Annotated in this window: 27 protein-coding genes; 14 read left to right on the forward strand and 13 right to left on the reverse strand. The window is 71.1% G+C overall.

Annotation, left to right across the window (positions count from 1 at the left end; all coding sequences use genetic code 11):
- Positions 1-8: 8 nt before the first annotated feature.
- From F9278_RS08125 to F9278_RS08135, 3 genes are all read right to left on the reverse strand, one after another.
- Positions 9-632: a cytochrome b/b6 domain-containing protein gene (locus tag F9278_RS08125; RefSeq protein ID WP_152167680.1), complete on the reverse strand. Its 624-nt coding sequence runs from the start codon at positions 630-632 to the stop codon at positions 9-11.
- Positions 616-1,377 (reverse strand): molybdopterin-dependent oxidoreductase, encoded by a 762-nt coding sequence (locus F9278_RS08130; RefSeq protein ID WP_152167681.1) that lies wholly within the window; start codon positions 1,375-1,377, stop codon positions 616-618. The genes F9278_RS08125 and F9278_RS08130 overlap by 17 nt, the downstream gene beginning before the upstream one ends.
- 82 nt (positions 1,378-1,459) lie before the next feature.
- Positions 1,460-3,115 (reverse strand): FAD-binding dehydrogenase, encoded by a 1,656-nt coding sequence (locus F9278_RS08135; protein WP_152167682.1) that lies wholly within the window; start codon positions 3,113-3,115, stop codon positions 1,460-1,462.
- Positions 3,116-3,426: 311 nt separating this feature from the next.
- Here F9278_RS08135 and F9278_RS08140 point away from each other — a divergent pair, with 311 nt between their 5' ends.
- The 8 genes from F9278_RS08140 (at position 3,427) to F9278_RS08175 (ending at position 9,629) form a co-directional block, all read left to right on the forward strand.
- Positions 3,427-4,335 carry a DMT family transporter gene (locus F9278_RS08140; RefSeq protein WP_152167683.1) on the forward strand — a complete coding sequence of 303 codons (909 nt, stop codon included), beginning with the start codon at positions 3,427-3,429 and terminating at the stop codon, positions 4,333-4,335.
- Between the two features lie 142 nt (positions 4,336-4,477).
- Complete coding sequence (locus F9278_RS08145) at positions 4,478-5,005, forward strand: NUDIX hydrolase (RefSeq protein WP_152167684.1); 528 nt, start codon at positions 4,478-4,480, stop codon at positions 5,003-5,005.
- A gap of 10 nt (positions 5,006-5,015) precedes the next feature.
- Positions 5,016-5,408, forward strand: a complete 393-nt coding sequence (locus tag F9278_RS08150; RefSeq protein WP_152167685.1) for a YidH family protein — start codon at positions 5,016-5,018, stop codon at positions 5,406-5,408.
- Entirely contained in the window at positions 5,405-5,737 is a 333-nt protein-coding gene (locus tag F9278_RS08155) for a DUF202 domain-containing protein (RefSeq protein ID WP_152167686.1), read from the forward strand. The genes F9278_RS08150 and F9278_RS08155 overlap by 4 nt, the downstream gene beginning before the upstream one ends.
- A 101-nt stretch (positions 5,738-5,838) precedes the next feature.
- Positions 5,839-6,135, forward strand: a complete 297-nt coding sequence (locus F9278_RS08160) for a hypothetical protein (protein ID WP_152167687.1) — start codon at positions 5,839-5,841, stop codon at positions 6,133-6,135.
- A gap of 115 nt (positions 6,136-6,250) precedes the next feature.
- A complete protein-coding gene (locus F9278_RS08165) occupies positions 6,251-7,159 on the forward strand; it encodes an MBL fold metallo-hydrolase (RefSeq protein ID WP_152167688.1) in 909 nt (302 codons plus the stop codon).
- A gap of 151 nt (positions 7,160-7,310) precedes the next feature.
- A complete protein-coding gene (locus F9278_RS08170; RefSeq protein ID WP_152173748.1) occupies positions 7,311-8,372 on the forward strand; it encodes a phosphotransferase family protein in 1,062 nt (353 codons plus the stop codon).
- Positions 8,373-8,378: 6 nt separating this feature from the next.
- Positions 8,379-9,629: an acyl-CoA dehydrogenase family protein gene (locus F9278_RS08175; RefSeq protein ID WP_152167689.1), complete on the forward strand. Its 1,251-nt coding sequence runs from the start codon at positions 8,379-8,381 to the stop codon at positions 9,627-9,629.
- A gap of 263 nt (positions 9,630-9,892) precedes the next feature.
- On the opposite strand, the gene F9278_RS08180 is transcribed toward F9278_RS08175, so the two are convergent.
- Together F9278_RS08180 and F9278_RS08185 are read right to left on the reverse strand one after the other, a co-directional pair.
- Positions 9,893-10,486: a TetR/AcrR family transcriptional regulator gene (locus F9278_RS08180; RefSeq protein WP_152167690.1), complete on the reverse strand. Its 594-nt coding sequence runs from the start codon at positions 10,484-10,486 to the stop codon at positions 9,893-9,895.
- 141 nt (positions 10,487-10,627) lie between these two features.
- The gene (locus tag F9278_RS08185; protein WP_152167691.1) at positions 10,628-11,392 is read right to left on the reverse strand and encodes an SDR family oxidoreductase; all 765 of its coding nucleotides are present in this window, start codon (positions 11,390-11,392) and stop codon (positions 10,628-10,630) included.
- A 239-nt stretch (positions 11,393-11,631) separates the two neighbouring features.
- Here F9278_RS08185 and F9278_RS08190 point away from each other — a divergent pair, with 239 nt between their 5' ends.
- Positions 11,632-12,885: an exo-beta-N-acetylmuramidase NamZ family protein gene (locus F9278_RS08190; protein WP_152173749.1), complete on the forward strand. Its 1,254-nt coding sequence runs from the start codon at positions 11,632-11,634 to the stop codon at positions 12,883-12,885.
- Positions 12,886-12,976: 91 nt separating this feature from the next.
- Positions 12,977-14,296, forward strand: a complete 1,320-nt coding sequence (locus F9278_RS08195) for a serine-threonine protein kinase (RefSeq protein WP_152167692.1) — start codon at positions 12,977-12,979, stop codon at positions 14,294-14,296.
- A 54-nt stretch (positions 14,297-14,350) separates the two neighbouring features.
- Here the strand turns inward: F9278_RS08195 and F9278_RS08200 are convergent, their stop codons facing one another.
- Positions 14,351-17,164: a penicillin acylase family protein gene (locus tag F9278_RS08200; RefSeq protein ID WP_152167693.1), complete on the reverse strand. Its 2,814-nt coding sequence runs from the start codon at positions 17,162-17,164 to the stop codon at positions 14,351-14,353.
- 333 nt (positions 17,165-17,497) lie between these two features.
- Between F9278_RS08200 and F9278_RS08205 the strand changes: the two genes are divergently transcribed.
- Complete coding sequence (locus tag F9278_RS08205; RefSeq protein WP_152167694.1) at positions 17,498-18,100, forward strand: hypothetical protein; 603 nt, start codon at positions 17,498-17,500, stop codon at positions 18,098-18,100.
- A gap of 61 nt (positions 18,101-18,161) precedes the next feature.
- Here the strand turns inward: F9278_RS08205 and F9278_RS08210 are convergent, their stop codons facing one another.
- A complete protein-coding gene (locus F9278_RS08210) occupies positions 18,162-18,683 on the reverse strand; it encodes a hypothetical protein (protein ID WP_152167695.1) in 522 nt (173 codons plus the stop codon).
- Positions 18,684-18,952: 269 nt separating this feature from the next.
- Here F9278_RS08210 and F9278_RS08215 point away from each other — a divergent pair, with 269 nt between their 5' ends.
- On the forward strand, positions 18,953-20,029 hold the full coding sequence (locus F9278_RS08215) for an RNA ligase (ATP) (protein ID WP_152167696.1): 1,077 nt from the start codon (positions 18,953-18,955) through the stop codon (positions 20,027-20,029).
- A 25-nt stretch (positions 20,030-20,054) separates the two neighbouring features.
- Here F9278_RS08215 and soxR read toward each other — a convergent pair whose 3' ends face one another.
- The gene (gene soxR / locus F9278_RS08220; protein WP_152167697.1) at positions 20,055-20,597 is read right to left on the reverse strand and encodes a redox-sensitive transcriptional activator SoxR; all 543 of its coding nucleotides are present in this window, start codon (positions 20,595-20,597) and stop codon (positions 20,055-20,057) included.
- A gap of 120 nt (positions 20,598-20,717) precedes the next feature.
- Here soxR and F9278_RS08225 point away from each other — a divergent pair, with 120 nt between their 5' ends.
- Positions 20,718-21,179 (forward strand): MaoC family dehydratase, encoded by a 462-nt coding sequence (locus tag F9278_RS08225; RefSeq protein ID WP_152167698.1) that lies wholly within the window; start codon positions 20,718-20,720, stop codon positions 21,177-21,179.
- A gap of 47 nt (positions 21,180-21,226) precedes the next feature.
- Here F9278_RS08225 and F9278_RS08230 read toward each other — a convergent pair whose 3' ends face one another.
- The 5 genes from F9278_RS08230 to F9278_RS08250 all read right to left on the reverse strand — a co-directional run bounded on the left by F9278_RS08230 (position 21,227) and on the right by F9278_RS08250 (position 25,100).
- Positions 21,227-21,931, reverse strand: coding sequence for a polysaccharide deacetylase family protein (locus F9278_RS08230; protein WP_152167699.1), 705 nt, complete (start codon positions 21,929-21,931; stop codon positions 21,227-21,229).
- Entirely contained in the window at positions 21,928-22,656 is a 729-nt protein-coding gene (locus F9278_RS08235) for a glycoside hydrolase family 11 protein (protein WP_152167700.1), read from the reverse strand. Before F9278_RS08235 ends, F9278_RS08230 begins: the two co-directional genes overlap by 4 nt.
- Before the next feature lie 207 nt (positions 22,657-22,863).
- On the reverse strand, positions 22,864-23,490 hold the full coding sequence (locus F9278_RS08240) for a TetR/AcrR family transcriptional regulator (protein ID WP_152167701.1): 627 nt from the start codon (positions 23,488-23,490) through the stop codon (positions 22,864-22,866).
- Positions 23,491-23,580: 90 nt separating this feature from the next.
- Positions 23,581-23,868, reverse strand: coding sequence for a YiaA/YiaB family inner membrane protein (locus tag F9278_RS08245; protein WP_152167702.1), 288 nt, complete (start codon positions 23,866-23,868; stop codon positions 23,581-23,583).
- Positions 23,869-23,948: 80 nt separating this feature from the next.
- Positions 23,949-25,100 (reverse strand): acyl-CoA dehydrogenase family protein, encoded by a 1,152-nt coding sequence (locus tag F9278_RS08250; protein WP_152167703.1) that lies wholly within the window; start codon positions 25,098-25,100, stop codon positions 23,949-23,951.
- Between the two features lie 77 nt (positions 25,101-25,177).
- On the opposite strand from F9278_RS08250, the gene F9278_RS08255 reads away from it, so the two are divergent.
- Positions 25,178-25,834, forward strand: coding sequence for a TetR/AcrR family transcriptional regulator (locus F9278_RS08255; protein WP_152167704.1), 657 nt, complete (start codon positions 25,178-25,180; stop codon positions 25,832-25,834).
- Positions 25,835-25,853 lie beyond the last annotated feature (19 nt).

The following is a 25,853-nucleotide window of genomic DNA, read 5'->3' on the forward strand; positions in this document are numbered from 1 at the left end:
GTCCGGCGCTACGGCCGCCACAGCGGATGTTCGCTGTCCGCCCACTCCCGGCTCACCGAACCGGTCCGCAGCCCCCGGCGGGCCTCCGGGTCGCCCAGGGCCATGCCGATGTGGCCGGCCAGGACGATGCCGATGGTCAGGGCCAGCCAGTCGTGGACGAAGGTCGCGCTGGTGCGCCACATCAGCGGGGTGAGGTGGGTGAACCACATCATCAGACCGGTGGCGAGCATGACGAGGGTGGCGCCGGCGATCCAGGCGGCGTAGAGCTTCTGGCCGGCGTTGAACTTGGCTGCCGGGCGCGGGCCGGGGGTGCGGCGGCGGGCGGCGCGGAGCCAGACACGGTCGTGCGGGCCCCAGCGGTTCAGCCGGCCGAGGTCCGCGCGGAAGGCGCGGGAGGCGAGGCCCGCGAGGACGGGCAGCGGCAGCAGCAGGCCCGTCCACTTGTGGACCGTCACCACCAGGGCCCGGCGGCCGACCAGCTCGGCGAGGGCGGGGACGTACAGGCAGGCGGCCGTGGCCACGCAGACGCCCATCAGGGCGGCCGTGGTGCGGTGGATCCAGCGTTCGGCGGCCGTGAAGCGGCGGAGACGGGCCGCCTCCCGCACGAGTGGCTCGTCAAGTGGTCGGTGCATCGTCCCGCCCGTTCGATCGGCCGACCCACGCGTCGATGTCGTAGCCGCGCTCCTCCCAGTAGCCGGGCTCGACGTCCTCGGTCAGCTCGATGCCGGAGAGCCACTTGGCCGACTTGTAGAAGTACATGGGGGCGACGTACAGCCGGACCGGGCCGCCGTGGTTGTGGCCGATGTCCTTGTCCTGCATCCGCAGGGCCACCAGGACGTCCGCGCGCCGGGCCTGCTCCAGGGTGAGGCTCTCGCTGTACGCGCCGTCGAAGCAGGTGAAGCGGACCGCGCCCGCCGAGGAGCGCACCCCGGCCGCGTCCAGCAGCGCGGAGAGCCGTACGCCCTCGAACGGGGTGTCCGGGACCCGCCAGCCGGTGACGCACTGGACGTCCTTGACCATCCGGGTCTGCGGCAGGGCCCGCAGCTCGGCGAGGGTGTACGAGGTGGGTCTCTCGACCAGGCCGCTGACGGCGAGGCGGTAGTTCTTCGCGGTCCTGCGGGGGACGGACGAGGTCACCGAGTAGTAGCGGAAGCCGCCGCCGTTGGGGAGCAGACCGGTCAGGCCGGTGGGGTCCTTCTGGGCGGCCTCGCCGAGGAACGCCTCCATGCCGCGCTGGAGGACGGGCGCGGAGACCACGCCGAGGGCGCCGAGTCCGAGGGTGCCGAGGAGGACGCGGCGGCCGATGGGGGCGCCCCGCTCCGGTGGTTCGGGTGCCGCGGAGTCGTCGGGTACTTCGGGGGGTACTTCAGGGTTCACCCCTTGATTCGAACATCCGCCGCCCCCGTCGTGCCAGGAACGGCGGAAATTCGCAGGAATTCCTCACCCCGCCGGAACGGGGTCAGCCCGTCGCCTTCGCCGCCGCGCGGCCCGCCGTACGGCCGGAGAACAGGCAGCCGCCGAGGAAGGTGCCCTCCAGGGAGCGGTAGCCGTGGACACCGCCGCCGCCGAAGCCGGCCGCCTCGCCCGCCGCGTACACGCCCTCCAGCGGGTCGCCGCCGTCGGTGAGGACTCGGGAGGACAGGTCGGTCTCCAGGCCGCCGAGGGTCTTGCGGGTCAGGATGTTCAGCCGGACCGCGATCAGCGGGCCCGCCTTGGGGTCGAGGATGCGGTGCGGGGTGGCGGTGCGGATGAGCTTGTCGCCGAGGTAGTTGCGGGCGCCCCGGATCGACATGACCTGGAGATCCTTGGTGAAGGGGTTGGCGACCTCGCGGTCCCGGGAGACGATCTCGCGGCGCAGCTCGGCCTCGTCGATCAGCGGGTCCTTGGTGAGCGCGTTCATGCCCCGGACCAGGGAGCTGAGGTCCTTCTCGACGACGAAGTCGACGCCGTGGTCCATGAAGGCCTTCACCGGGCCGGGGACGTCGGCGCGGGCCCGGATGAAGACGTCCTTGACGGACTTGCCGGTGAGGTCGGGGTTCTGCTCGGAGCCGGAGAGGGCGAACTCCTTGCCGATGATCTTCTGGTCGAGGACGAACCACGTGTAGTCGTAGCCGGTCCTCATGATGTGTTCCAGCGTGCCCAGGGTGTCGAAGCCCGGGAACAGCGGGACCGGGAGCCGCTTGCCCCGGGCGTCCAGCCAGAGCGAGGACGGGCCGGGCAGGACACGGATGCCGTGGTTCTCCCAGATGGGGTTCCAGTTCTGGATGCCCTCGGTGTAGTGCCACATACGGTCGCGGTTGATCAGGTTCGCGCCCGCCTCCTCGGCGATGCCGAGCATCCGGCCGTCGACGTGCGCGGGCACACCGGAGATCATCTTCTCCGGGGGGTTGCCGAGGCGCTCGGGCCAGTTGGCGCGCACGAGGTCGTGGTTGCCGCCGATGCCGCCGGAGGTGACGATCACGGCCTGGGCCTTCAGCTCGAAGGCGCCGGTGACCGTACGGCTGCTGGCCTGGCCGCGCTCGATGCCCGACGCCTCCAGGACCTCGCCGGTGACGGTGTCCACGGCGCCCGCGCTGCGCGACAGCCCGGTCACCCGGTGCCGGAACCTCAGCTGGACGAGCCCCCGGGCCACGCCCTCCCGCACCCGCCGCTCGAAGGGCGCGACCAGGCCGGGGCCGGTGCCCCAGGTGATGTGGAAGCGGGGGACGGAGTTGCCGTGGCCGTTGGCGTCGTAGCCGCCGCGCTCGGCCCAGCCGACCACCGGGAAGAACCGGACGCCCTGCTTGTGCAGCCAGGACCGCTTCTCACCGGCGGCGAAGTCGACGTACGCCTCGGCCCACTTGCGCGGCCAGTGGTCCTCCTCGCGGTCGAAGGCGGCCGTGCCCATCCAGTCCTGGAGGGCGAGGGCGTGGCTGTCCTTGATCCGCAGCCGGCGCTGTTCGGGCGAGTCGACGAAGAAGAGCCCGCCGAAGGACCAGTGCGCCTGGCCGCCGATCGACTGCTCCGGCTCCTGGTCGAGGAGGATCACCTTGCGGCCCGCGTCGACGAGCTCCGCGGTCGCCGCGAGGCCCGCGAGGCCCGCCCCGATCACGATCACATCTGCGTCGTACGACATTGGAGGACGTCCTCTCGGGAACGGGTCAGGCAAGCGGAGGGGCAGGCCGAGACAGGCCGGGCACCGCCCCCGCGCTTTGTTACCGGCCGGTCAGCAGCTTAGGGATCAGATCCTTCGGCAGAAGGAGTGACCTAGTCAACTGCCGAGATGTGTCTCCTCTTACGGACAGCCTCCGGCGGGGCGGCTACAGTCGTCCGAATACGTATCGGGCCGCCCGTCGGGGCACAAATCGCTCCCCGGCCGGGATTCTCCGAGCGGTCGCCCCCTCGGGGCACTCGCCGCGGCCCGTCCGACGACCCGAGGTATTCCGCGTGTCGGTTCTCGTTCTCCTTCTCTCCGTGGGCGCCGCCTGTTGTCTGGGGTTCGGCTTCGTACTCCAGCAGCAGGCCGCCGCGCACGCCCCGCTGAGCGACTTCCTGTCGCCCCGGCTGCTGCTCGACCTGATCCGGGTGCCGCGCTGGCTCGGCGGGATCGGGCTGATGGTGTGCGGCATGGCCCTGGGCGCGATCGCGCTCAGCCACGGCGAGGTCACGCTCGTCGAGCCGCTGCTCGCCACGAACCTGCTGTTCGCGCTCGTCCTCTCCCGCCGGCAGACCCGGCAGCCGCTGGGCCGCCAGGGCTGGGCCGGGCTGGTGCTGCTCGCGGGCGGCGTCACCGCGTTCATCGTCGCCGGGCAGCCGGAGGGCGGGGCGGCGGTCGGCGGCCCCTTCCGGCAGTGGCTGATCATCGGTGTGATGGTGGGGCTCGCGCTGCTGCTCACGGCGTACGCGAAGCGGTCGCGGCTCAGCGCGGCGCCGGTGCTCCTGGCGGTCGCCGCCGGGCTCCTGTACGGCGTCCAGGACGCGCTCACCCGGGCCAGCGGGCAGCTGTTCGGCGAGACCGGCTGGGGCGGGCTGTTCACCTCCTGGCAGCCGTACGGGGTGGTGCTCCTCGGAGTGACCGGGCTGCTGCTGGTGCAGAGCGCGTTCGAGGCGGGGTCGCTGCGGATGTCGCTGCCCGCGCTGACGGCGGCGCAGCCGCTCGCGGGGATCGCGTGCGGGGTGGGGTTTCTGGGGGACCGGCTGCGGATGGACGCGGGGGCGCTCGCGTGGGAGGCGGCGGGGTTGGCGGGGGTTGTGGTGGGGGTGGTGTTGCTGGGGATGCATCCGGCCATGCCGTGCGGCTCCGCGGGTGGCTCCGCCGGGGGGACGCGGGAGAGCTCGGGGGTTCGGGTCGCTTAGCGGGTGCGGGTCCGGTGGGGCTGGTCGCGCAGTTCCCCGCGCCCCTGCCTGAAAAGCAAAGCAGGGGCGCGGGGAACTGCGCGAGAAGCCCCACCGGACCCGCAGACGAACACGGCGCCCACCCCGCTGCTTGGATGGACCCATGAGCGCCTCCGACGAGATCCTCGACATCGTGGACGAGAACGACCAGGTCATCGGGCAGGCCCCCAGGGGTGAGGTGTACGCCCGGGGAATGCGCCACCGCGCGGTGTTCGTGCTGGTCAGGGACGCCGAGCGGCGCGTGTTCGTGCATCGGCGGACGGCCGTGAAGATGGTCTTCCCGTCGCTGTACGACATGTTCGTGGGCGGGGTCGTCGGCGCGGGCGAGTCCTATGACGACGCGGCGCTGCGCGAGGCCGAGGAGGAACTGGGGGTCTCGGGGCTGCCCCGGCCCGACCCGCTGTTCAAGTTCCTGTACGACGACGGGACCGGCCGCACCTGGTGGTCGGCCGTGTACGAGGTCCGCTGCGAGCTGCCGGTGCGCCCGCAGGCGGAGGAGGTCGCCTGGCACGCGTTCCTGGCGGAGGGCGAGGTGGAACGGCGGCTGGGCGAGTGGGAGTGGGTGCCGGACGGGAGGGCCGCGTACGAGCGGCTGAGGGAGGGCGACCGGCGGCCCGAGGCCGACCGGTAATGTCCTGCACGTGATCGAATTTGTACGGAACGTCCAGCTCTGGTTCGCTCCCGAGGGGGTCCGGGAGGAAGGCCGGACCCCGGACTACCGGTTCTCCCTGGCCAATGAGCGGACTTTCCTGGCCTGGCTGCGCACCTCGCTCGCGCTCATCGGCGGCGGGTTCGCGGTGGACCAGTTCCTGCCGGACCTGCGCTGGGGCTGGCGGGTGGGGCTCGCGCTCGCCCTGCTGGCCGCCGGGGTGCTGTGCGCGCTGCGGGCGGTCAACCACTGGGTGCGCTGCGAGCGGGCGATGCGGCGCGGGGAGGATCTGCCGGTGTCGCGCTTCCCGGCGGTGCTGAGCCTGGTGGTGGCCGTGGTCGCCGTCGCGATGGTCGTCGTCGTACTGGTCGGTTGGGAGGGGTGACCCCGCCACCCGCCCGCCCCGGGGCCACCGGCCGCGACCCCGGGCTCCAGCCCGAGCGCACCCGGCTCGCCTGGCGGCGTACGACCCTCACGGGCGCGGTGATCGCCGTGCTCGCCGCGAAGTCCGCGCTGCACGGTGGGCCGTCGGTGGCCGGTGTGACGGCCGCGGCCCTGTGCGCGATGCTGTGGCTGGCCCTCCTCGCGCTCGCGCATCGCCGCATCCGCGCCCTGACGGCGTCCCGCCCGTCCGCGCTCACGCCCCGGACCGCCACGACGGCCGTGCTGTGCACGGTCGCCCTCGCGGTGTGCGGCGCGGTCCTGGTGTTCTGAAGGGCAGATCTTGGTGTGTGCATGGAGTTTCTAAAAGGAATATCTGGGACTTCTGTGACTAGCCTGGATATGTCACCCCCACCCCACCGAAGGTGAGCACGATGACGCTCCTGCACCAGGAACACCCCGTTCACGACCACGACCACGGCCCGACCTGCGGACACGTCGCCGTGGCGCACGGCGACCACACCGACTACGCGCACGACGGGCATCTGCACCGCGAGCACTCCGGTCACTGGGACGAATGCGAGCCGGGCGGGCACACCGCGCACGACGGGCACACCCACGAGCACGGCGAGGACTGCGGGCACCAGGCGGTCACGCACGGGAACCATGTGGACTATGTGCACGACGGCCACCGGCACGCCGCCCACGACGGGCACTGGGACGACCACTGACGGCAACGGCACCATCCACACCGTTTACGTACACCCCGGATTCCACCGGGTCGTCGCCGACTGGCAGGCTCTGAGCACCAGTTGACGACGATCCGGGGGGATGAAGGGGGTCACTATGACCGCGGAAGAGCCGTACACCGTCGAACTCGCGAGCGATGTGTACGCGTATGTGCAGCCGGACGGCGGGTGGTGCCTGAACAACGCCGGATGGGTGAGCGACGGCGTGAGCACCCTGCTCGTGGACACGGCGGCGACCCAGACGCGCGCCCGCGCGCTGTACCGAGCCCTCGCGGACACGACGGTTCCGGCGCCGACGCTGCTGGTCAACACCCATCACCACGGGGACCACACGTACGGCAACAACGAGTTCATGCCGGCCACGATCGTCTCGCACGCGGCCTGCCGTCGTGAGGCGCTGGCCAGCGGACAGCATCTGCATCTGCTGTGGCCGGGGACCGACTACGGGGACGTCCCCATCCTGGGCGCCGACATCACGTTCACGGACCGTACGACCCTCCATGTCAACGACATCGAGGTCGAGGTGATCCACCCGGGCATCTCGCACACCGTGGGCGACTCCTTCGTCTGGGTGCCGCACCGCCGGATCGTGTTCACCGGGGACCTCGTCTTCGAGGGCGGGACGCCGTTCTTCCTGATGGGCTCGTTGAGCGGGTCGCTGCGGGCGCTGCAGATGCTGCGGGAGCTGGGCGCCGAGACCGTCGTACCCGGGCACGGTCCGGTCACCGACCCCTCGGCGTTCGACCGCGCCGAGCGGTACATCCGGTTCGTGGCCGAGGTCGCCGAGAAGTCCCACGCGGCCGGGCTCACCCCGCTGGAGGCGGCGCTCGGGACCGACCTCGGGGAGTTCGCCGAACTGCGCGAGAGCGAGCGGCTGGTGGCGAATCTGCGCCGGGCGTACGCCGAGCTGGACGGGCATCCGGAGGGCGAGGGCGTCGACCCGTTCGCCGGGTTCATGGACATGGCGACCGTGAACGGCGGGGAGATGATGACCTGCCACGCGTGACGGCGCGGGCGGCTCTCCGCTGCGGGATCCGGCCGCGACCGGCCGGATCCCGTCGAGACTCCGATCACTTTCGCGTCGCCCACTGGACGACATACCGACCGGTCGGCATCATGAGTGGGTACGGTCCCGGTAACCGCGCGTAGGAGCGATGATGCACCCAGACCACCCGCCAGGTCTCGACCTCGACCGGCTCCGCGCCCTGCTCGACACCGAGCGGCCCGGACTCGTGGGCGGCCCGCTCACCGGCCGGCTGATCGAGGGCGGACGGTCGAACCTGACGTACGAGGTCACGGACGGCACCGCGCGATGGGTCGTACGACGGCCGCCGCTCGGCCATGTGCTGGCGACCGCGCACGACATGAAGCGCGAGCACCGCGTGATCAGCGCGCTGCACCCGACGGACGTGCCCGTGCCGCGCCCCGTGCTGCTCTGCGAGAACCCCGAGAACGGCGCCGTGCTCGGCGCGCCCTTCTACGTCATGGACTTCGTCGAGGGCACCCCCTACCGCACCGCCGAGCAGCTCGCCCCGCTGGGCCCGGAGCGCACCCGGGCCGCCGTGCTGAGCCTGGTGGACACCCTGGTCGAACTGCACGCGGTAGACCCCGCCGAGGTGGGCCTCGCCGACTTCGGGCGCCCGGAGGGCTTCCTCGACCGCCAACTGCGGCGCTGGGGAAAGCAGTTGGACGCGTCCCGCAACCGCGAGCTGGCCGGTATCGACGAGCTGCACGCGGCCCTGGGCCGACAGCTGCCCCACTCCCCCGCCGCGACGGTCGTGCACGGCGACTACCGCCTCGACAACGTCCTGCTCGGCGAGGACGACGCGATCAAGGCCATCCTCGACTGGGAGATGTCCACCCTCGGCGATCCGCTCACCGACCTGGGCCTGCTGGTCATGTACAGCGTGCCGCTGGCCACGCCCGACTCGCCCGTCTCCACCACCGCGACGGCCGCCGGACACCCCGATCCGGCCGAGATCGTCGAGCGGTACGCGGCGCGCTCGGGCCGGGACGTCTCCGCGGTGTCCTGGTACACGGCGTTCGCCTGGTTCAAGCTCGCCGTGATCCTGGAGGGCATCCACTACCGGTACACCCTCGGCCAGACGGTCGGCCGCGGCTTCGACCGCATCGGCGACCTGGTCCCCGTCTTCATCGAACACGGCCTGACGACTCTTCGCACCGGCTCCGGTTCCGGTTCCGCCGCCCAGGAGGGCTGATCTCCCATGGACTTCGCATTCGACGCCCGTACGGAGGAGCTGCGCGCCAGGCTCCTCGCCTTCATGGACGCGTACGTCTACCCGGCGGAAGCCGTGGCCGAGGAGCAGCGGGCCGAGTCGGCCTCGCCGTGGGACACGCCCGCCGTGGTGGAGGAGCTGAAGGCCGAGGCCCGCAGGCAGGGCCTGTGGAACCTCTTCCTGCCCGACTCCGAGTACGGGGCCGGGCTCACCAACCTCCAGTACGCCCCGCTCGCCGAGATCACCGGGCGCTCCCCGCAGCTGGCGCCGACCGCGCTGAACTGCGCCGCGCCCGACACCGGCAACATGGAGGTGCTGACCCAGTTCGGCGACGAGGCGCAGAAGAAGCAGTGGCTCCAGCCGCTGCTCGCCGGTGAGATCCGGTCCGCGTTCGCGATGACCGAGCCGGAGGTGGCCTCCTCGGACGCCACCAACATCACCACGCTCATCGAGCGGGACGAGGGGGGCACCTCCCGCTCGAGCGGAGCCGAGAGTGGGGGAGACTACGTCATCACCGGGCGGAAGTGGTACATCTCCGGGGCGATGAACCCCGACTGTCAGATCTTCATCGTGATGGGCAAGACGGACCCGGGTGCCGCCGATGTCCGCCGTCAGCAGTCGATGGTGCTGGTGCCGCGTGACACCCCGGGTGTCACGGTGAAGCGGGCGATGCGGGTGTTCGGGTACGAGGACCACTCCCACGGCGGCCACGCCGAGGTCGTCTTCGAGGGTGCGCGCGTGCCCGCCTCGAACCTGATCGGCGAGGAGGGCGGCGGGTTCGCCATCGCGCAGGCGCGGCTCGGCCCCGGCCGTATCCACCACTGCATGCGGCTCATCGGGATGGCCGAGCGGGCGATCGAGCTGATGTGCCGGCGGGCGGTGGCCCGGGAGGCGTTCGGCAAGGCGCTCGCCCAGCAGGGGGTCGTGCACAACTGGATCGCCGACGCGCGGGTGGCCGTCGAGCAGCTGCGGCTGCTGGTGCTGAAGACGGCCTGGATGATGGACACGGTGGGCAACAAGGGGGCCCACACCGAGATCCAGGCGATCAAGATCGCGACGCCTCGGACGGTCGTGGACATCCTCGACCGGGCGATCCAGCTGCACGGGGCGGGGGGTGTCAGTCAGGACTTCCCGCTGGCGGAGCTGTACGCGGGGGCCCGGACGCTGATGATCGCGGACGGGCCGGACGAGGTGCATCAGCGGTCGCTGGCCCGGCGGGAGCTGAAGCGGTACGTGTGAGGTTGGGCGCGTGATGGCTCGGGGGTGCGGGTTCGGTGGGCGGGTGCGGGTTCGGTGGGCGGGTGCGGGTTCGGTGGGCGGGTGCGGGTGAGTGGGGGCTGGCCGCGCAGTTCCCCGCGCCCCTGAAGGCAACGGCCCTTGCGGGCCGTTGAAAAAGGACGGGGCGCAGCCCCTGCTTTTTCAGGGGCGCGGGGAACTGCGCGAGAAGCCCCACCGGACCCGCACCCGCCAACCGAACCCGCACCCCCGAGCCATCACGCGCCCTACGGTCGCAGTGCTCTCAACAGCAGGTCGGCCAGGTGGTCCGCCACCTCCTGCGGGCCCATCGGGCCATCGGGGCGGTACCAGGTGGACAGATGGTGGACCGAGCCGAAGTGGTAGTCGACGACCAGGTCCGCGGGCGTGGCCGTGGAGAAGACACCCGTCTCCTGCCCCTCCTCCACGAGCGCCCGAAAGCGCTCGTGGTACCGGCGGCGCTCCGCACGGACCTGCTTGTTCTTCTCGGGGCTCAGATGGTGCATGGACCGGAAGAAGATCATCGCGTCGTCGAGATTGTCGATGGTCGTGACGACCACATCCGCGGCGGCCCCCCGCAACCGCTCCTCCACCGGCGCGTCGGCCCCCGCGAACGCGTCCAACCGCTCCTGCTGGATCCGCAGCACACGCGCGTACACCTCGTGCAGCAGATCGTCCTTGGAACCGAAGTAGTGGTACAGCGCGCCCTTGGTGACACCGGCCGCCTCGACGATCTCCTGCACGGAGGTGCGGTCGTAGCCCCGCTCGGCGAAGAGCCGGGTGGCGGCGGCCAGCAGCCGCTGCGGGACGGGCGTACCGTCTCCGTCCGTCGTCCTGGGCACTGCCGCCACCTGCCTTCCGAGGTTCTGTTGTCGCCTACTGGTCGCCCGCCGCCCCTCGATCGGTTCCCGATCGGGCGGAATCGGGCGCTCCCGCCGGAGGATCATCCCACTCTCCGGCATTCGTCCGCCGGGCAGGGCCGGTCAGCCGGTCGTCTCCCACTTCTGCTGGAGGTGGTTCATGTTGGTCAGCCAGCGGTCCGGGTCCGCCGCCCTGGCCTGGTAGTACCCGGCCACCTCGGGGTGCGGCAGGATCAGGAAGCGGTCCTCGTCGATGCCCCGGAAGAGCGCGTCGGCGACATCCTCCGGCTCGATCGCGGTCGGCGCGAGCACCAGGTCGCCGGCGCTCCCTGAGGCCGTCAGCATGTCGGTGCGCACACCCTGCGGGCAGATCGCGTGCACCTTGATCCCCCGGTGCCGGTAGGTGAGGGACAGCCATTCGGCGAACGCGTACGCCCCGTGCTTGGTGACGCTGTAGGGCGCGGCGCCGATCATCGTCAGCAGCCCCGCCGCCGAGACCGTCGACACGAAACGGCCGCCGCCGCGCTCCAGCCACTCGGGCAGCAGCTCGTGCGCGGCCCGGACGTGCGCCATCACGTTCACGTCCCAGGCGAGCGCCCACACCTTCTCGTCGGCGGCCTCGGTGCCACCGGAGGCGAGCCCGGCGTTGGCGCAGTACACGTCCACGGTCCCGCCGAGCGCGTCGCGCGCCGCCGGGACGATCGCCGAGGCGTCCCCCGGCACCGCGATCCCGCCGATCTCGTCGGCCACCGCCTTCGCCCGGTCCCCGTCCAGGTCGTTCACGACGACCCGGGCCCCCTCGGCCGCGAACCGCCGCGCCAGAGCGGCCCCGATCCCCCCACCGGCCCCGGTCACGACCACACCCGCGCCCCGCACGTCTCCCACGATCGCTCTCCTTCAACACCGACACATCAAGAACGGCTCACCCACAGCCTCAGACTAACCGGTCGGTATGTCCCCGAGAAAGGGCGCCACCACCGCGCCCCGACAGGGGCTCGGGGCTGTGACATTTGCGGCTCCGCCGCGTGGGCGCGAGAAGCCCCACCGGACCCGCGGACGACAAACCACCCGCGGAAGCGCCTAGCCTGCCCATAACACCGCTCCCCGCGATGACGGAGGTCACCCCCATGCACCTCTCCCGCCGTACCTTCCTCGCCGCCTCCACCGCGGCCACCGCCTCGACCGCAGCCACAGCCGGCCTCACCTCCGCACCCCCCGCCGAGGCAGCCCGCCAGGGGCTCCGCACCGGATTCGAGCGCCTGACCGCCGACGGCTACGAACTCCTCGGCGGTCAGAAGGTCGGCATCGTCACCAACCCCACCGGCGTCACCCGGGACGCCCGTCACATCGTCGATGTGACGCACGCCGACGACCGGGTGGACCTGAGGGCCGTCTTCGGCCCGGAGCACGGCTTTCGCGGCACCGCCCAGGCCGGCGGCTCCGAGGGCCGTCACGACGACCCGGCGACCGGCCTGCCGGTCTACGACACGTACCAGAAGAGCGGCCGGGCCCTCGCGGACATCTTCACGGCCTCCGGCGTGGACACGGTCGTCTTCGACATCCAGGACGTCGGCGCCCGCTTCTACACATACATCTGGACGCTCTACGACTGCATGGAGGCGGCCCGGCTGGCCGGGAAGCGGTTCGTGGTGCTGGACCGTCCGAACCCGATGACCGGGCGCGCCGCCCAGGGGCCGGTCCTGCACAAGGAGTTCGCGTCCTTCGTCGGGCGGCAGCCCATCGCGCAGGCGCACGGGATGACGGTGGCGGAGCTGGCGCGGCTGTTCAACGAGGAGTTCCTCACCACGCCCGTACCGCTGCGGACCGTGGCGATGTCGGGGTGGAAGCGGTCGCGGTTCTACGACTCCTCCGGGCTGCCCTGGGTGCCGCCGAGCCCGAACATGCCGACGCCGGACACCGCGCTCGTGTACTCCGGGACGTGTCTCTTCGAGGGGACGAACCTGTCGGAGGGGCGGGGCACCACACGGCCGTTCGAGCTGCTGGGCGCGGAGGGCGTCGACCGGCGCTGGGCGGCGGCGGCGAACGAACTCGGGCTGCCCGGTGTGCGGTTCAGGGAGGCGTACTTCGCGCCGACGTTCTCGAAGTTCCAGGGGAAGACCGTCGGGGGCGTACAGATCCATGTCCACGACCGGGTGGCGTACGACCCCGTCCGTACCGGTGTCGGGCTGCTGGTGACCGCCAAGCGGGTGTGGAGCGGCTTCGCCTGGCGGCCGGACAACTGGATCGACAGGCTGACCGGTTCGGCCCGGGTGCGGACGATGATCGACGCGGGTGCCGGTACGGACGAGGTCGTGGCGGGCTGGCAGGAGGAGCTGGCGGCGTTCCGCCGGGTGCGCGAGCGGTACCTGCTGTACCGCTAGCGGAGCTCGTACGTGACGTATGGCCATCTTTCGCCGTTGGCAGGACCATGCGCCTGAGCGCACCACCAACGGGGGCCGAAGGGGGCTCGTCATGGCGGATCCGGGAATGAGCGTGACTCCCTACTGGGAACTGACCTTCGACGCGGACGGGGACGTGGACACCGGTCAGCGGGACCGGCTGCTGGACGGGGTCGGGAAACGCGGGGTGGTGGATCTGGTCGTGTTCGCGCACGGCTGGAACAGCGACCGGTCCGGCGCGACCGGGCTCTACAGCCGCTTCCTCGCCCCGTTCCCCGACCTGGCGCCGAAGGCGAGGCTGGGGTACGTCGGTGTGCTGTGGCCCTCGATGCGGTTCTCGGACGAGCCGATCCCGGACTTCAAGCCCGTCCCGGCCGTGGCGCCGGGGCGCCCCGCGCTCGACAAGAACACCCGGCACGCCCTGCTGGAGGTCTTCCCCGGGCGGGCCGTCCTCGTCGAGCAGCTCGCCCGGCTGTTGGAGCAACGGCCGGACGAGGGCGCCTCGTTGGAGGAGTTCGGGCGGCTCGTAAGGCTGCTGGTGGAGGTGGAGCCGCAGGGGCCGCAGGGCGCGTTCACGGCGGACACCCTCACCGAGGGGGTGCCGGAGGGCACGCCCGGGATGTTGTGCGGGGACCCGGTGGCGGTGTGCGCGGACTTCGCGTCGGCGCTGGCGGAGGTCGGGACGACCGAGGTGCCGACCGGGGCCGCCGTCACCCCTCCCCGGGCCTGGGACGGCGCCCATGAACTCCTGCGGCAGGCCACGTACTTCGCGATGAAGCGGCGGGCGGGGACGGTCGGCGAGCGGGGGCTCGGGCGGCTGCTGGGGCAGCTCGCGGGGAGGGCGCCGAAGGTGCGGGTGCACCTCGTGGGGCACAGCTTCGGCGCGCGACTCGTGTCGTTCGCGCTGCGCGGACTGCCCGAGGGGGTGCACACCGTGAAGTCGGTGACGCTCCTTCAGGCGGCCTTCTCCCACTACGCGTTCGCGCCGCGGCTGCCGCACGACAGCCGTGCGAGCGGGGTGCTGAACGGCCAACAGAAGCGTATCGACGGCCCGTTGGTGTGCTGTCACTCCAAGCACGACTCGGCGCTGGGCACGATCTATCCGCTCGCCTCCCGGATGGCGGGCGACGCGCGGACGGTGCTGGGGCTGAGCGTGAACAGCCTGCTGGGCGCGAAATGGGGCGCCCTCGGCTACGGCGGTGTCCAGGCGGTCAAGGGCACCCGGTCGTTCAAGCTGGCCGACGCCCTCAAGGCCCAGCTGCCGACGGCGGGTTGTGTGAACATCGACGCCTCCGCCGTGGTGAAGCGGGGCGGTGCGCCGTCCGGTGCCCACAGCGACATCTGTCACCGGGAGCTGGCGCGGGTGGTGCTGGCGGCGGGCCGTGTCGTCTGATCCCGGCCCGCCGCCGGCATGTGCTCACCGGAACCTACCGGTGTCCGTGGGCGCTCACCTGTGGGAGGGGAACTCCACGACCTGCTGGTAGGTCGGCCGGTTCTGCCAGCTGATCTTGTTGTGCTTGATGCCGCCCAGGGGCTGCTGGATGATCGAGTCGGCGCACCACTGGTCGCCCGCCGAGCAGTAGGCGTCGCCGGGGTAGACCTGTGCGGCGGTCCTGCCGGCCGCCTCCTTGAGGGTGTTGATCAGGATGGTGCGGCAGGCGCTGAGACTGCCGCCGCCGCAGTACTCGTTCGCCAGCGGTCCCTGGACCGTATCGCCCAGCACCGAGCGGATGTCCTTGTCGACGTAGCTCCACCAGCCGTACTGGAAGGAGCTGCCGGCGTGGGAGCCGGTCGGGCCGTGCGCGGCCGACGGGGACTCGTCGATGGGCAGGTTGGCGGTGATGGCGGTGTACAGGTCGGTGCCGAGGCCGGGTTCGAACTGGGCCTTCACCAGCAGTGGCCACCAGGCGTCCAGGATGCGGATGGCCTCGGCGTGGGCGTAGGTCTTGGAACCGGCCGAGGTCTCGGTGCGTTTGGAGCCGGAGGTGACCCAGGTCTGGAGCTTGGTGACCGCCGCGGCGGCCGTGGTGTCGGTGACGGTGCCGCTGTTGATGACCCTGAGCAGGTCCGGGACGACGTCCTCGGCCCGTAGGTCGGCGAGGCCCGCCTCGGCCATCGCCTTGGTGAGCGTGGCACGGGTGACGCCGCCGACGGTGACCAGCATCCTCACCCGGTCGTCGAGGAGGTCGCCGCGGTGGACGGAGCCGTTGCCCCAGGGGGCGGTGGTGTAGTCCCGGGCCTGCTTGTTGTTCCAGGAGATGTAGTAGTCCTGGTCGATGGAGTTGGGGTGGGCGGAGGGCGGGGTGTAGTCGGCGGTGTTGGTGGTGGGGTTCCAGTTCCGCCACTCGTAGGCCGACTGGGCCCAGGCCGGGAACTCGGGGTCGACGTTCGCGGCGCGCACCGGGTTGTCGCCGCTGTTGTAGTACGCGGTGTGGGTGGAGTCGGCGTAGAACCAGTTGAAGGTGTAGTTGATGTTCTGGACGGCCTTCTGGAAGGTCTCGGGGCCCTTGACGTAGTCCGGGTCGTTCAGCATCTGGAAGCCGATGATCGACTCGGCCTCGTTCAGGTAGGAGGAGCGCAGGGTGGTGTAGGCGACCTTCTTGCCGTCGACCGTGGCGCGATGGGTGACGGGGCCGTACTTGGTGCGCCAGACCTGCATCCGGTACGAGCCGGCCGGGGTGGAGTCGGCGGTCGTGGGCTTCCAGGCGTTGGTCTGCTCGATCTTCTCCATGGCCGTGCAGGTGCCGTGGTAGAGGTAGTGGACGTCGTCCTGGCACAGCTCGACCGCGTACGAGTCGATGATGTCCTGGCCGGAGGTGGTGGCGCTCCAGGCGTAGTCCTGGCCCCGGCCGAGTTCGACGTACATGCTCAGGCCCGCGAAGGAGGCGCCGCGGGCGCTGATGCCCGGCCCCTGGATCTCCTGGAGCATCAGCAGCTGCGGGGCGAAGTAACCGGTCTGCGGCCCGAAGACGGCGACGGGTCGGCCGCTCGCGGTGTGTTTGCCGCTGACCACGAGGGCGTTGGACATACCGCGCCGGGCGGAGCTGAGGGCGGTGTCGGTGGCCTCCGAGGAGACGTTCGTGGAGGCGGCCGTGGCGGCGCTGCCGGTGCGGTCGTACACGAGGGGTTCCTCGGCGACCGTGCCGTCGTCGGGGAGGGCCATGCCCTGCGGGTCCGCGGGCTTGGTGGCGTAGGGGAAGCTGCCGTCGTGGACCGTGAGGGCGGCCTCGGGGTCGTTGCGCTCGCGGAAGGACTCCCAGACCTCGGTGCCCTCGGTGACGCCGTACTTCTCCTGGGCGGCCAGCAGGGACAGGGCGTTGTTGACCTCGCCGCCGCCGCCCGAGCCGAAGAGGGCGCCGATCACGGAGGCCAGGGCGACCAGGTCGGTGGGCTTGAACTTCTCGATGGTGCCGGCGTTGGTGACGGAGTCCTTGTGGCCGGTCAGGACGTATTCGCCGGGGTAGTTGCGGGCGCTGTCGGAGGCGTCGATGTAGGCGTTGATGCCGGCGACGTAGGCGTTGACGTCGGCGAGGGCCAGCTGGCCGCGCTCACCGTTGGAGGCGACCGCCTTGTCGATCTGGGCCTGGAGGTCGGCCTCGGTGTAGGGGGCGTGGCGCCAGAACTCCTGCTCGAGGCCCTGGTTGGAGGCGGCGCCGCCCGCGAACGGGGTGAGCTTGCCGCGGCCCACGTGCCGGAAGACGTCCATCAGCCACAGCCGGTCCTGGGCGGCGGCGTAGCCCGCGCCGAACTCGGTGCCGTAACGGGTGGTGCCCGTGATGTGCGGCACACCGGTCTTCTTGTCGCGGACGATCGTGACATCGGTGCGGCCGGCCGGGTTCAGGGTGGAGGCGACCTGGTCGGCGGCGACACCGAAGGAGGCGTCGTTGAAGAAGGTGTTGATGGTGGAGTTGGTGAGGCCCGGGTAGCCGGTGGCCAGGTTGTTGTAGGGGCCGAGCTGGTTGCTCGCGTTCTCCGGCATGGAGCCGAAGGCCTGGTTGAGGAGGATCTGGGCGAGGGTGGCGTTGCCGTTCTGGCCGGGCGGCAGGATGTCGGAGCACTGGCCGCCGCAGTAGTCGGTCACCGCCGCCGCCTGTACGGCCTCGGTGTCGGCGGCGGCAGCCGGGGAAGCCGGGGAAAGAGGCGACAAGAGACCGGCAACGAGTGCGCATATGGAGGCGGCCTTGAGGAACTCCGCGAATCCACGGGGAGTTCTCAGTCTGTCCGGTGCGGTGCGTGAGGTGCGTGGGGTGCGCCAGGGCATGGCAGCTCCTCCCGACGGGGGTGGGCCGGATGTTACCGCCGGTATCCCCGGCTTTGAAGATGAACATGCGTCACGTTTTTGGGATCACCGTTTACGGACAGGTGACTGACAGCGTGAACAGGCACTCAGAAGTAGTCGTAAGCAGACAAGAAGAAGTGAGAAGCAGTCAGACGTAGGCAGGAACGGTCGTGAACGGCTCAGCAGACGACTTATGGAGGTCATCGGAAATCGGATGGAGCCGAATCGCGTGTCGATACGTCTATTCGGCGACGTCCCGACGACGACGCCGAAGTGACCGAAGTACAGGTGCAGGTGTGACGGAGGTGCAGGGCGATGGCCGGTTTCCGGAGTCTGGCAAGACAGGTGCGAGATCCCAGGTGCGACCTGGCGCTGCGGCGTTATTCGCTGCGCAAGTGCCTTGAGAGGTTCGCCCCGTACGGGCATCGGGCGACATGGGACCACTTGTGCTCGCGGGCCGGCTTCGGCCCCGAGGACCGCAACCCCGACCCGGCGCGGCTCGTGGCCGCACTGGAGGAGTTGGAGGAGGCCCGCTCCGTCTGGCTCGACTACGAGACGCAGTTCGCGCAGCGCCGCAAGAAGGAGAAGCACGACGGGCTGCGCAGGCCGGGCAGTGTCGACGACTGGCACCGGCTGACCTGGGGCGGGTTCGGGGTCGCCTGGTGCGACGACCCGAAGGTCCATCCCCAAGAACCGATGGCGGAGGTGCTGCGCCGGCTCATCGCCGCGCTGGAGCGCGAACCGGGCTCGTCCTGCCCGGTCTGCGAGGGCGAGCGCCTCGTCTACCTCTACGACCTGGCCCATGAACCGTCCTCGGGCCCGGTCTGCACGGAGTGCGGAATCGTGGTGCCACGACCGGTGCTCACACCCGAGGCCCTGGCGGAGTCCAGGCGCGGACGGCTGCTGATCTCGGCGTAGCACGGCGGGGGTGCGCCGGGGATGCCGCACCCCCGTGTATGAGCCGGTACGGCGCGACGAACTACGGCTTCTTGACGTCCGTGTGGATGGCGAGCTTGAACTCGGCGAGGGTGAGCGCCGTGGCCCGCCTGGTGTCCCCCGACCCACGCGCGGATATCTTCAGGCCGAGCGGCACGTCCTTGTGCACGAACATCTGCCACATGAAGGTGCGGTACTGACCGCCCCGGGTCAGCGCGCTGTCCGTGGTGGCGGTCGAGTCGTACTTCTTCTTCGTCAGGCTCAGCGGGTCCCGTACGAAGCGGGCGCGGTACTCCGACGTCCTGGGGTCCGCCTCCCAGAACACCATCGCCGAGAGCACGCCCCAGCCGTCGTGGCTGGGCCAGATCAGTCCGGAGCGCGCGTCGGGGAACGTCGAGGCCGTGTCGCCGCCGTTCGCCGGGTCGTGCATCTTCCAGGGGTCGTACGACTCCCCGGTCTTCTCGTACGGGAAGCGCACCAGGTGGTAGCCGTCCGAGTCGTAGGTGATCCGCTGCACGCCGGAGTGTGCCTTCTCCCACTTCAGCGAACAGATGACGACGCTCATCGACGCGCCTTCCCTGCCAGGGGCGGGACCGTGCCGCCCGTCTGTGTCCATGACACATTCTCGACGGGGGTCGCCGCGAGGTGGGAGGGGGGTGGGGCTTCTCGCGCCCACGCGGCGGAGCCGCAAATCGACACAGCCCCGCGCCCCTGACACGCGAGGGGGCTCCGCGACCCTAGCAGTGCCAAATCCGGTCGCTCCACCCCTTTCCCGTCAGGACAGTTGGGGGCGATGAAACAGCCCTGAGCCCGACCGGAACCGAGGAGTGCCCGATGTCGACGCTGCGCGTCACCGCCGAAGTGCTGACGATCCACGAACACCCGAACGCCGACGCGCTCGAACTGGCCCAGGTGGGCCTGTACCGAGCCGTCGTGGCGAAGGGGGCCTACCGCACCGGTGACACCGCCGTCTACATCCCCGAGCAGTCCGTGCTCCCGGCCGCGCTCATCGAGGAGTTGGGGCTGACCGGACGGCTCGCGGGCGGCAGGTCGGACCGGGTGAAGGCCGTACGGCTGCGGGGCGAGCTGTCCCAGGGCATCGTCTGCCGGCCCCGGGCGCTGGGGGACGTGGACCTGACGGCCGCCGTCACCGACGGCACGGACTTCGCGGAGCGGCTCGGCATCGTCAAATGGGTGCCGCCGATCCCACCCACGATGAGCGGCGAGGTCGAGTCGGCGCCGGATCTGCTGCCCTGGGTCGACATCGAGAACATCCAGCGCTATCCCGACATCTTCTCGCCCGGCGAGCGGATCGTCCTGACGGAGAAGCTGCACGGCACGGCCTGCCTGGCGACGTACTTCGCCGAGGACGGCCGCGTCCAGGTCTCCTCGAAGGGCTTCGGCTCGAAGTCCCTGGCGCTGAAGGAGGATCCGCGCAACCTGTACTGGCGCGCCGTCCACGGCCACAAGGTCGCCGAAGCCGCTTCCCGGCTCGCCGAGCGGCTCGGCGCCCGCCGGGTCGGTGTCTTCGGCGAGGTGTACGGCGCCGGGGTGCAGGATCTGTCGTACGGCGCCGACGGCCGTCGCGAGACCCTGGGGTACGCCGTGTTCGACGTCTCCGCCGAGATCGACGGGCAGGTGCGCTGGCTGCACTCGGCGGAGCTGGCCGAACTGCTCGACGGCGAACTCCCGCTGGTGCCGAGGCTGTACGAGGGTCCGTACGCCATCGACCGGGTGCTGGAGATCGCCACCGGCCGGGAGACGGTCTCCGGGCGCGATCTGCATCTGCGCGAGGGGGTCGTGATCCGGCCCGCCACCGAGCGGTACAGCCCGGTGACCGGCGGCCGGGCCGTCGCCAAGGCGGTCAGCCCGGCGTATCTGACCCGCAAGGGCGGCACCGAGTACGAGTGAGACCCGGGAGCCCGGGAGCCACCGCTCAGCGGCAGCTCCCGGGCTCCTGCTCCTGCTCCTGCTCCTGCTCCTGCCGGTTCTCCTTCTCCCGCCCCTCCTCCGCGACCGGCTTCCGGCGTTCCACCAGCAGGCGGGAGCCGCTCTGGCGTTCACCGAAGGCGTCGTCGGGGTTGGACAGGACACAGTTGGCGAGGGAGAGGCAGCCGCAGCCGATGCAGTCGATGAGGTGGTCGCGCAACCGGTTGAGCTGCTTGATCCGCTCGTCCAGCTCGGAGCGCCAGACCTCGGAGAGATGGGCCCAGTCCTCGCGGGTCGGTGTCCGCTCCTCGGGCAGCTCGGCGAGCGCCTCGCGGATCGTGGCGAGCGGGATGCCGACGCGCTGCGCGGCCCGGACGAACGCGACGCGGCGCAGGGTGTCCCGGCTGTAGCGGCGTTGGTTGCCGGTGGTGCGGCGGCTGCTGATCAGCCCCTTGGACTCGTAGAAGTGCAGCGCGGAGACGGCGGCACCGCTACGGGCCGACAGCTGGCCGACGGTCAACTCGTGGATCTTCTCAGGGATCTGGGGCACCCCTCCGAGCCTACCCATGTCCGAAGCCCTGCCCGGTAGGGGCGCGGTCCGTTGACAGGGGCCCCACGGCCGACCATGCTAAGCAGTTGCTTAGATATTTGGGATCAGGGAGGCCGGGACATGGCAGAGCCGAGGATCTTCACGTCCGCCGAGGAGCTGAAGGCGGCGGTGGGCGAGCAGCTGGGGTACAGCGAGTGGCTGGAGGTCGACCAGAAGCGGATCGATCTCTTCGCCGAGGCCACCGGTGACCACCAGTGGATCCATGTGGACCCGGAGAAGGCGGCGGCCGGGCCGTTCGGGACGACCATCGCCCACGGGTATCTGACCCTGTCCCTGCTGCCGTTGCTCGTGCCGCAGGTGCTCAAGGTCGACAACGTGAGGATGGGTGTCAACTACGGCACCAACAAGGTCCGCTTCCCGGCGCCGGTACCGGTCGGTTCGCGGCTGCGCGCCACGGCCACCCTCCAGGAGGTCACGGAGGTCGGCGGCGGTGTCCAGGTCGCGGCGGCGGTCGTCGTGGAGCGCGAGGGCGGCGACAAGCCGGTCTGCGTGGCGGAGTCGGTGTCCCGCTACTACTTCTGATCCCCGGTGGCGCGGCGTCGCCGACCGCCGCGCCACTTCGTGCGCGCCTACCCGGGTGCGACCGCCCGGCCGGTCTGCGGGGAGATCATGCCGGCGCACAGGCCCCGGTCGGTCAGGCCCCGCGCGATGCGGGGGATCGCCGCGAGCGTGTTCGCGGACCAGTCGTGCATCAGGATGATCTGGCCGCCCGTGAGCCGGGCGGCGGCCTGCACGATGGCATCCGTGCTCGCGCCGTTCCAGTCCTGCGAGTCGACCTGCCAGAGGATCTCGGTCAGGCCGTACCGGGCGGCGACCGACTTCACGGTCGCGTTGGTCTCGCCGTACGGCGGCCGGAACAGCTTCGGCGTACCGCCGCCCGCGCCCGCGACGGCCTGCTGGGTGCGGGAGATCTCCGAGTCGATCTGCGCCTGGCCGAGCCGGGTCAGATGCGGGTGGGTGTAGCTGTGGTTGGCGACCCACATGCCGGCGGCGACCTGGGCCCGTACCTGGGCGGGGTTGGCGGCGGCGTACTGGCCCTGGTTGAACATGGTGGCCCGCAGCCCGTTGCTCCGGAGCGCGTCGAGCAGGGCCGGAGTGCTGCCGGACGGGCCGTCGTCGAACGTGAGCCCGACATGGCCGGTGCAGGCGGCGGCCCGCGCCGGGGCGGCCCCGGCGGTCGTGAGCGCGAGCGGGACGAGGCTCGCCAGGACCGCCGCGACGACGGCCGACCGCCTGCCCGGGAGCCGGGGCGAGTGGCGCGCCGCGGTGCTCACGGAGCCACCGTGATGCTGGAGTTGCCGCTGCTCCGGTATCCCTCGGTGGCCATGATCATGTAGTACCTGAAGCTGCCGAGGGGCATCCCGGCGCGTGCCCAGGCGTCGAAGTGGTTGCCGGTGGTGATACTGCCGCCCGTCCGCTTCGACCGGCGCACGCTCCAGTACTGGTCGAAGGTGCGGGTGCCCTCGACGGACGGCGCGTTGTACCGCGTGGTCCGGTAGATGTCGTACGTGCCGCCGTCGCTGGTGACCGTGCCCTTGTACGTCCCCGTGGGCCGGTAGGTCCCCCAGTTGTCGACGATGTAGTACTCGACGAGCGGACCGGCCGTCCAGCCGTAGAGCGTCAGATAGGCGTTGCCGGACGGGTTGAAGGTGCCCGAGTAGCTCACGGTCCGACGGGAGCCGTTGCTCCAGCCCTTGCCGACGACGAAGTTCCCGGTGTTGCTCCAGGAGGTCCGGTAGGTGCCGCCGGAGGCCAGGGTCATGGAGACCGTGCCCGGGGCGTCGGTCCAGAAGGAGTAGTAGAAGCCGTTGTCGGTGCCGGTCTGGTTGGTGGTGACGACCGTGTCCGCGCGGGCGGTGCCGGGCAGGGCCACCGTGGTCGCGGCGGCCAGCGCGGTCGCGCCGAGACCGCCCAGGAAGAGCCTGCGGCTCGGGGACGGGGACGGGGACGGGGACGGGGTGGGGGTGGGGGTGACCGCGGGTGCGGGTGCGTCGTTCATACGCGCGCGTCCTCCTCGGGGCTCGTGGGGGTTCGCCCTGTCACCCGGGGAGTGTTGGCCTGCCCCTGCCAACTGTCAATGCTTTCGGCGTTGATCCCGAAACATTCGCGGTCGGCACCAGCGAAGAAGCGCCAAGACCGTTGTGAGGGGGATCGGGCGACCTCCCCTACCCTTCGAATGTTTCGAAGCGTCGTCCGATCGCCCGCGTCACTTCTTCGCGCCCACCATGCGCAGCACGAGATCGGCGTACAGGGTGCCCACCTCGTCGGGGGTGCGGGGGCCGTCGACGTTGAACCAGCGGGCCACGTCGATGCAGAGGGAGAGGACGGCGACGGTGGTGCCGCGGACGTCGGGGACGTCGAAGTCGCCGGAGGCGACACCGTCCTCGATGATGCCGCGCACGGCCGCGTCGTTCTCGCGGCGGAGCGTGACGATCTCGGCGCGGGCGTCGGGACCGAGGGCGTCCAGCTCGTACTGGACGACCCGGGCGACGGTGTGCTGGCCGGCGTGCCAGCGGACGAAGGAGCGTACGGCCTCGGCGAGGCGGTCGGCCGGGCTGCCCTCGCCCCGGGCCGCCGTGCGCAGCACGTCGAGTGCCTTCTCGTGGCCGATCCGGCTGATCCGGTGGAGCAGCTCTTCCTTCGTCTTGTAGTGGATGTACAGCGCGGCGGGGCTCATCCCCGCGCGGCCCGCGATGTCACGGGTCGTGGTCGCGTGGTAGCCCCGTTCGGCGAAGGCCTCCACGGCGGCCACCAGCAGCCGCCGGGCCGCGTCCGGGTTGACCTCGCCCCACGGCTGCGGCTCGTCGCCCGCCGTGTCCTCCGCCGTACTCATCGCTGGTTCGCCCCTTCCGATGGCTGGGCACCACCATACCGCCGAAGGGTGAGCGAGCGCTTAGAAGGCCCGTTCAGGGCTGTGCCGCGCTCAGAGCTTCTCGAAGGGGTCGTGTTCCGCGAGGAGCTTCTCCAGTCTGGCCTGGTCGACCCGGCTGACGATCCGCCCAGCCTCCTGCCGGTCGCGGATCACCTTGGCGAGGGTGAAGGACGAGGTCACGAGGTAGAGGACCGCGACGGCCAGGAAGGCGCGGACCCAGGTGTCGGCGTCGAGGTTGTAGATGCCGACGGTGGTGGCCGCCATGGCGACGGCGAAGGAGGCGACGGCCTGGCCGTAGAAGGCCGCCGTGTTCTGCTGCTTGACCGGTGTCTCACTCATGGGGACATGGTTCGGCAACCGTGGTGCGGGCCATATCCGTTCGGATACTCAGATCGGCGGACGGCGGGGGCCGCGCGTACTCAGAACGCCGAAACCCCGGTCAGCGCCCGCCCGATGAGCAGTTTCTGTATCTGGCTGGTGCCCTCGTAGAGGGTCATCACGCGGGCGTCGCGCAGGAGTTTTCCGGCCGGGTACTCGTCGATGTAGCCGTAACCCCCGAAGACCTGGAGGGAGTTGTTCGCGGCGCGGACGGCGGCCTCGGAGGCGAAGAGCTTGGCCTTGCTCGCCTCGGTGGCGAACGGCTGCCCCCGGTCGACGAGATCGGCGACGCGCCAGGTCAGCAGGCGGGCCGCGTCGACGTCGACCGCGATGTCGCTGAGGAGTTCCTGGACGAGCTGGTGGTGGGCGATGGGCCTGCCGAACTGCTCGCGCTCGCCCGCGTACCGGACCGCCACGTCCAGCGCGGCCTGGGCGATGCCGACACAGCCGGCCGCGACCGACATACGGCCCTTGGCGAGGGCGGACATGGCGACGCCGAACCCCTTGCCCTCGGGGCCGAGCATCGCGGAGGCGGGGACCCGGACGCCTTCGAGGACCAGTTCGGCGGTGGCCTGGCCGCGCAGACCGAGCTTGCCGTGGAGGGCGCGGCGGGTCAGGCCGGGGGTGTCGGCGGGGACGAGGAAGGCGGAGATCCCCTGGTGGCCGGGGGTGTCGGTGGAGCGGGCGAAGAGGAGGACGACATCGGCCCAGGTGCCGTTGGTGATGAACGTCTTGGTGCCGCTGATGACGTAGTCGCCGCCCTCCCGGACCGCGCGCGTGGTGAGGTTGCCCGCGTCGGAGCCGGTGCCGGGTTCGGTGAGGCCGAAGCAGCCGACGTACTCCCCCGCCGTGAGCCCCGGCAGCCAGCGGCGCTTCTGCTCCTCGTCGCCCCAGGCCGCGATCGTCTTCGCGACCAGGCCGAGGGAGACGGAGACGATGCCGCGCACGGAGGAGTCGCCGCGGCCCAGTTCCTCGGTGACCAGGCAGTACGCCAGGTGGTCGCCGCCGGAGCCGCCGCACTCCTCGTCGACGGTGAGTCCCAGGAAGCCGACCTCGCCGAGCTTCTTCACGATGCCCCGGTCGACGCTCTCCGCGCGGTCCCAGGCGATGACGTGCGGGGCGATCTCGCGCGCGACGAAGTCCCTCGCGAGCCGGCGTACGGCGGTCTGCTCCTCGCTGAGCTCCAGGTTCACGCGGCCCGCCCGCCTCTCGTTCGTAGGCAATTAAATTACCACTGCTAGTTTTAGGGTGCGGCCCTACTATGTGCGCCATGGCCCGACCGCGCAAGCCCCTGCTGAGCACCGACCGCATCGTGGAGACGGCGCGGGCGCTGGTGGACGCGGAGGGGCTGGCGGCGGTCTCCACGCGGCGGCTCGCCGCCGAGCTGGGGGTGAGCGGGCCCTCGCTCTACAACCACTTCCGCACGATGGACCAGATCCTGGAGGCGGTCGCCGACTCGGTGAGCGCGCAGGTCGATCTGTCGATGTTCGAGGACGGCCGGGACTGGCGGACCGCGCTGCACGACTGGGCGGTCTCCTACCGGGCCGCGCTGCGCGACCATCCGAACATCGTGCCCGTCCTCGCCCGGGGGCCCGGCCGACGGCCCGCCGGTCTGCGGGTCGCCGACGTCGTCTTCGGGGCGATGGTCGAGGCGGGCTGGCCGGCGGCCCAGGCCACGTCCGTCGGGGCGTTGCTGCGATACTTCGTCATGGGCTCCGCGATCGGGTCGTTCGCCGGGGGCTTCGTCGACGACGAGAGCGCGTACGACCCGGCCGACTATCCCCATCTCGGGCAGGCCCACCTGCTGGCCGAGCAGCAGGAGAAGGTGGACGAGCGGGCCTTCGAGATGGGGCTGCGGGCGCTGCTGGACGGGCTGGAGCAGCAGTACGAGCGGGTGGGGCCCAGGCCTCCCCAGGTAGGCGTCTGAAAACCGCGAGCCCCGGCGG

This window comes from Streptomyces phaeolivaceus (genome assembly GCF_009184865.1).
Classification (GTDB): domain Bacteria; phylum Actinomycetota; class Actinomycetes; order Streptomycetales; family Streptomycetaceae; genus Streptomyces; species Streptomyces phaeolivaceus.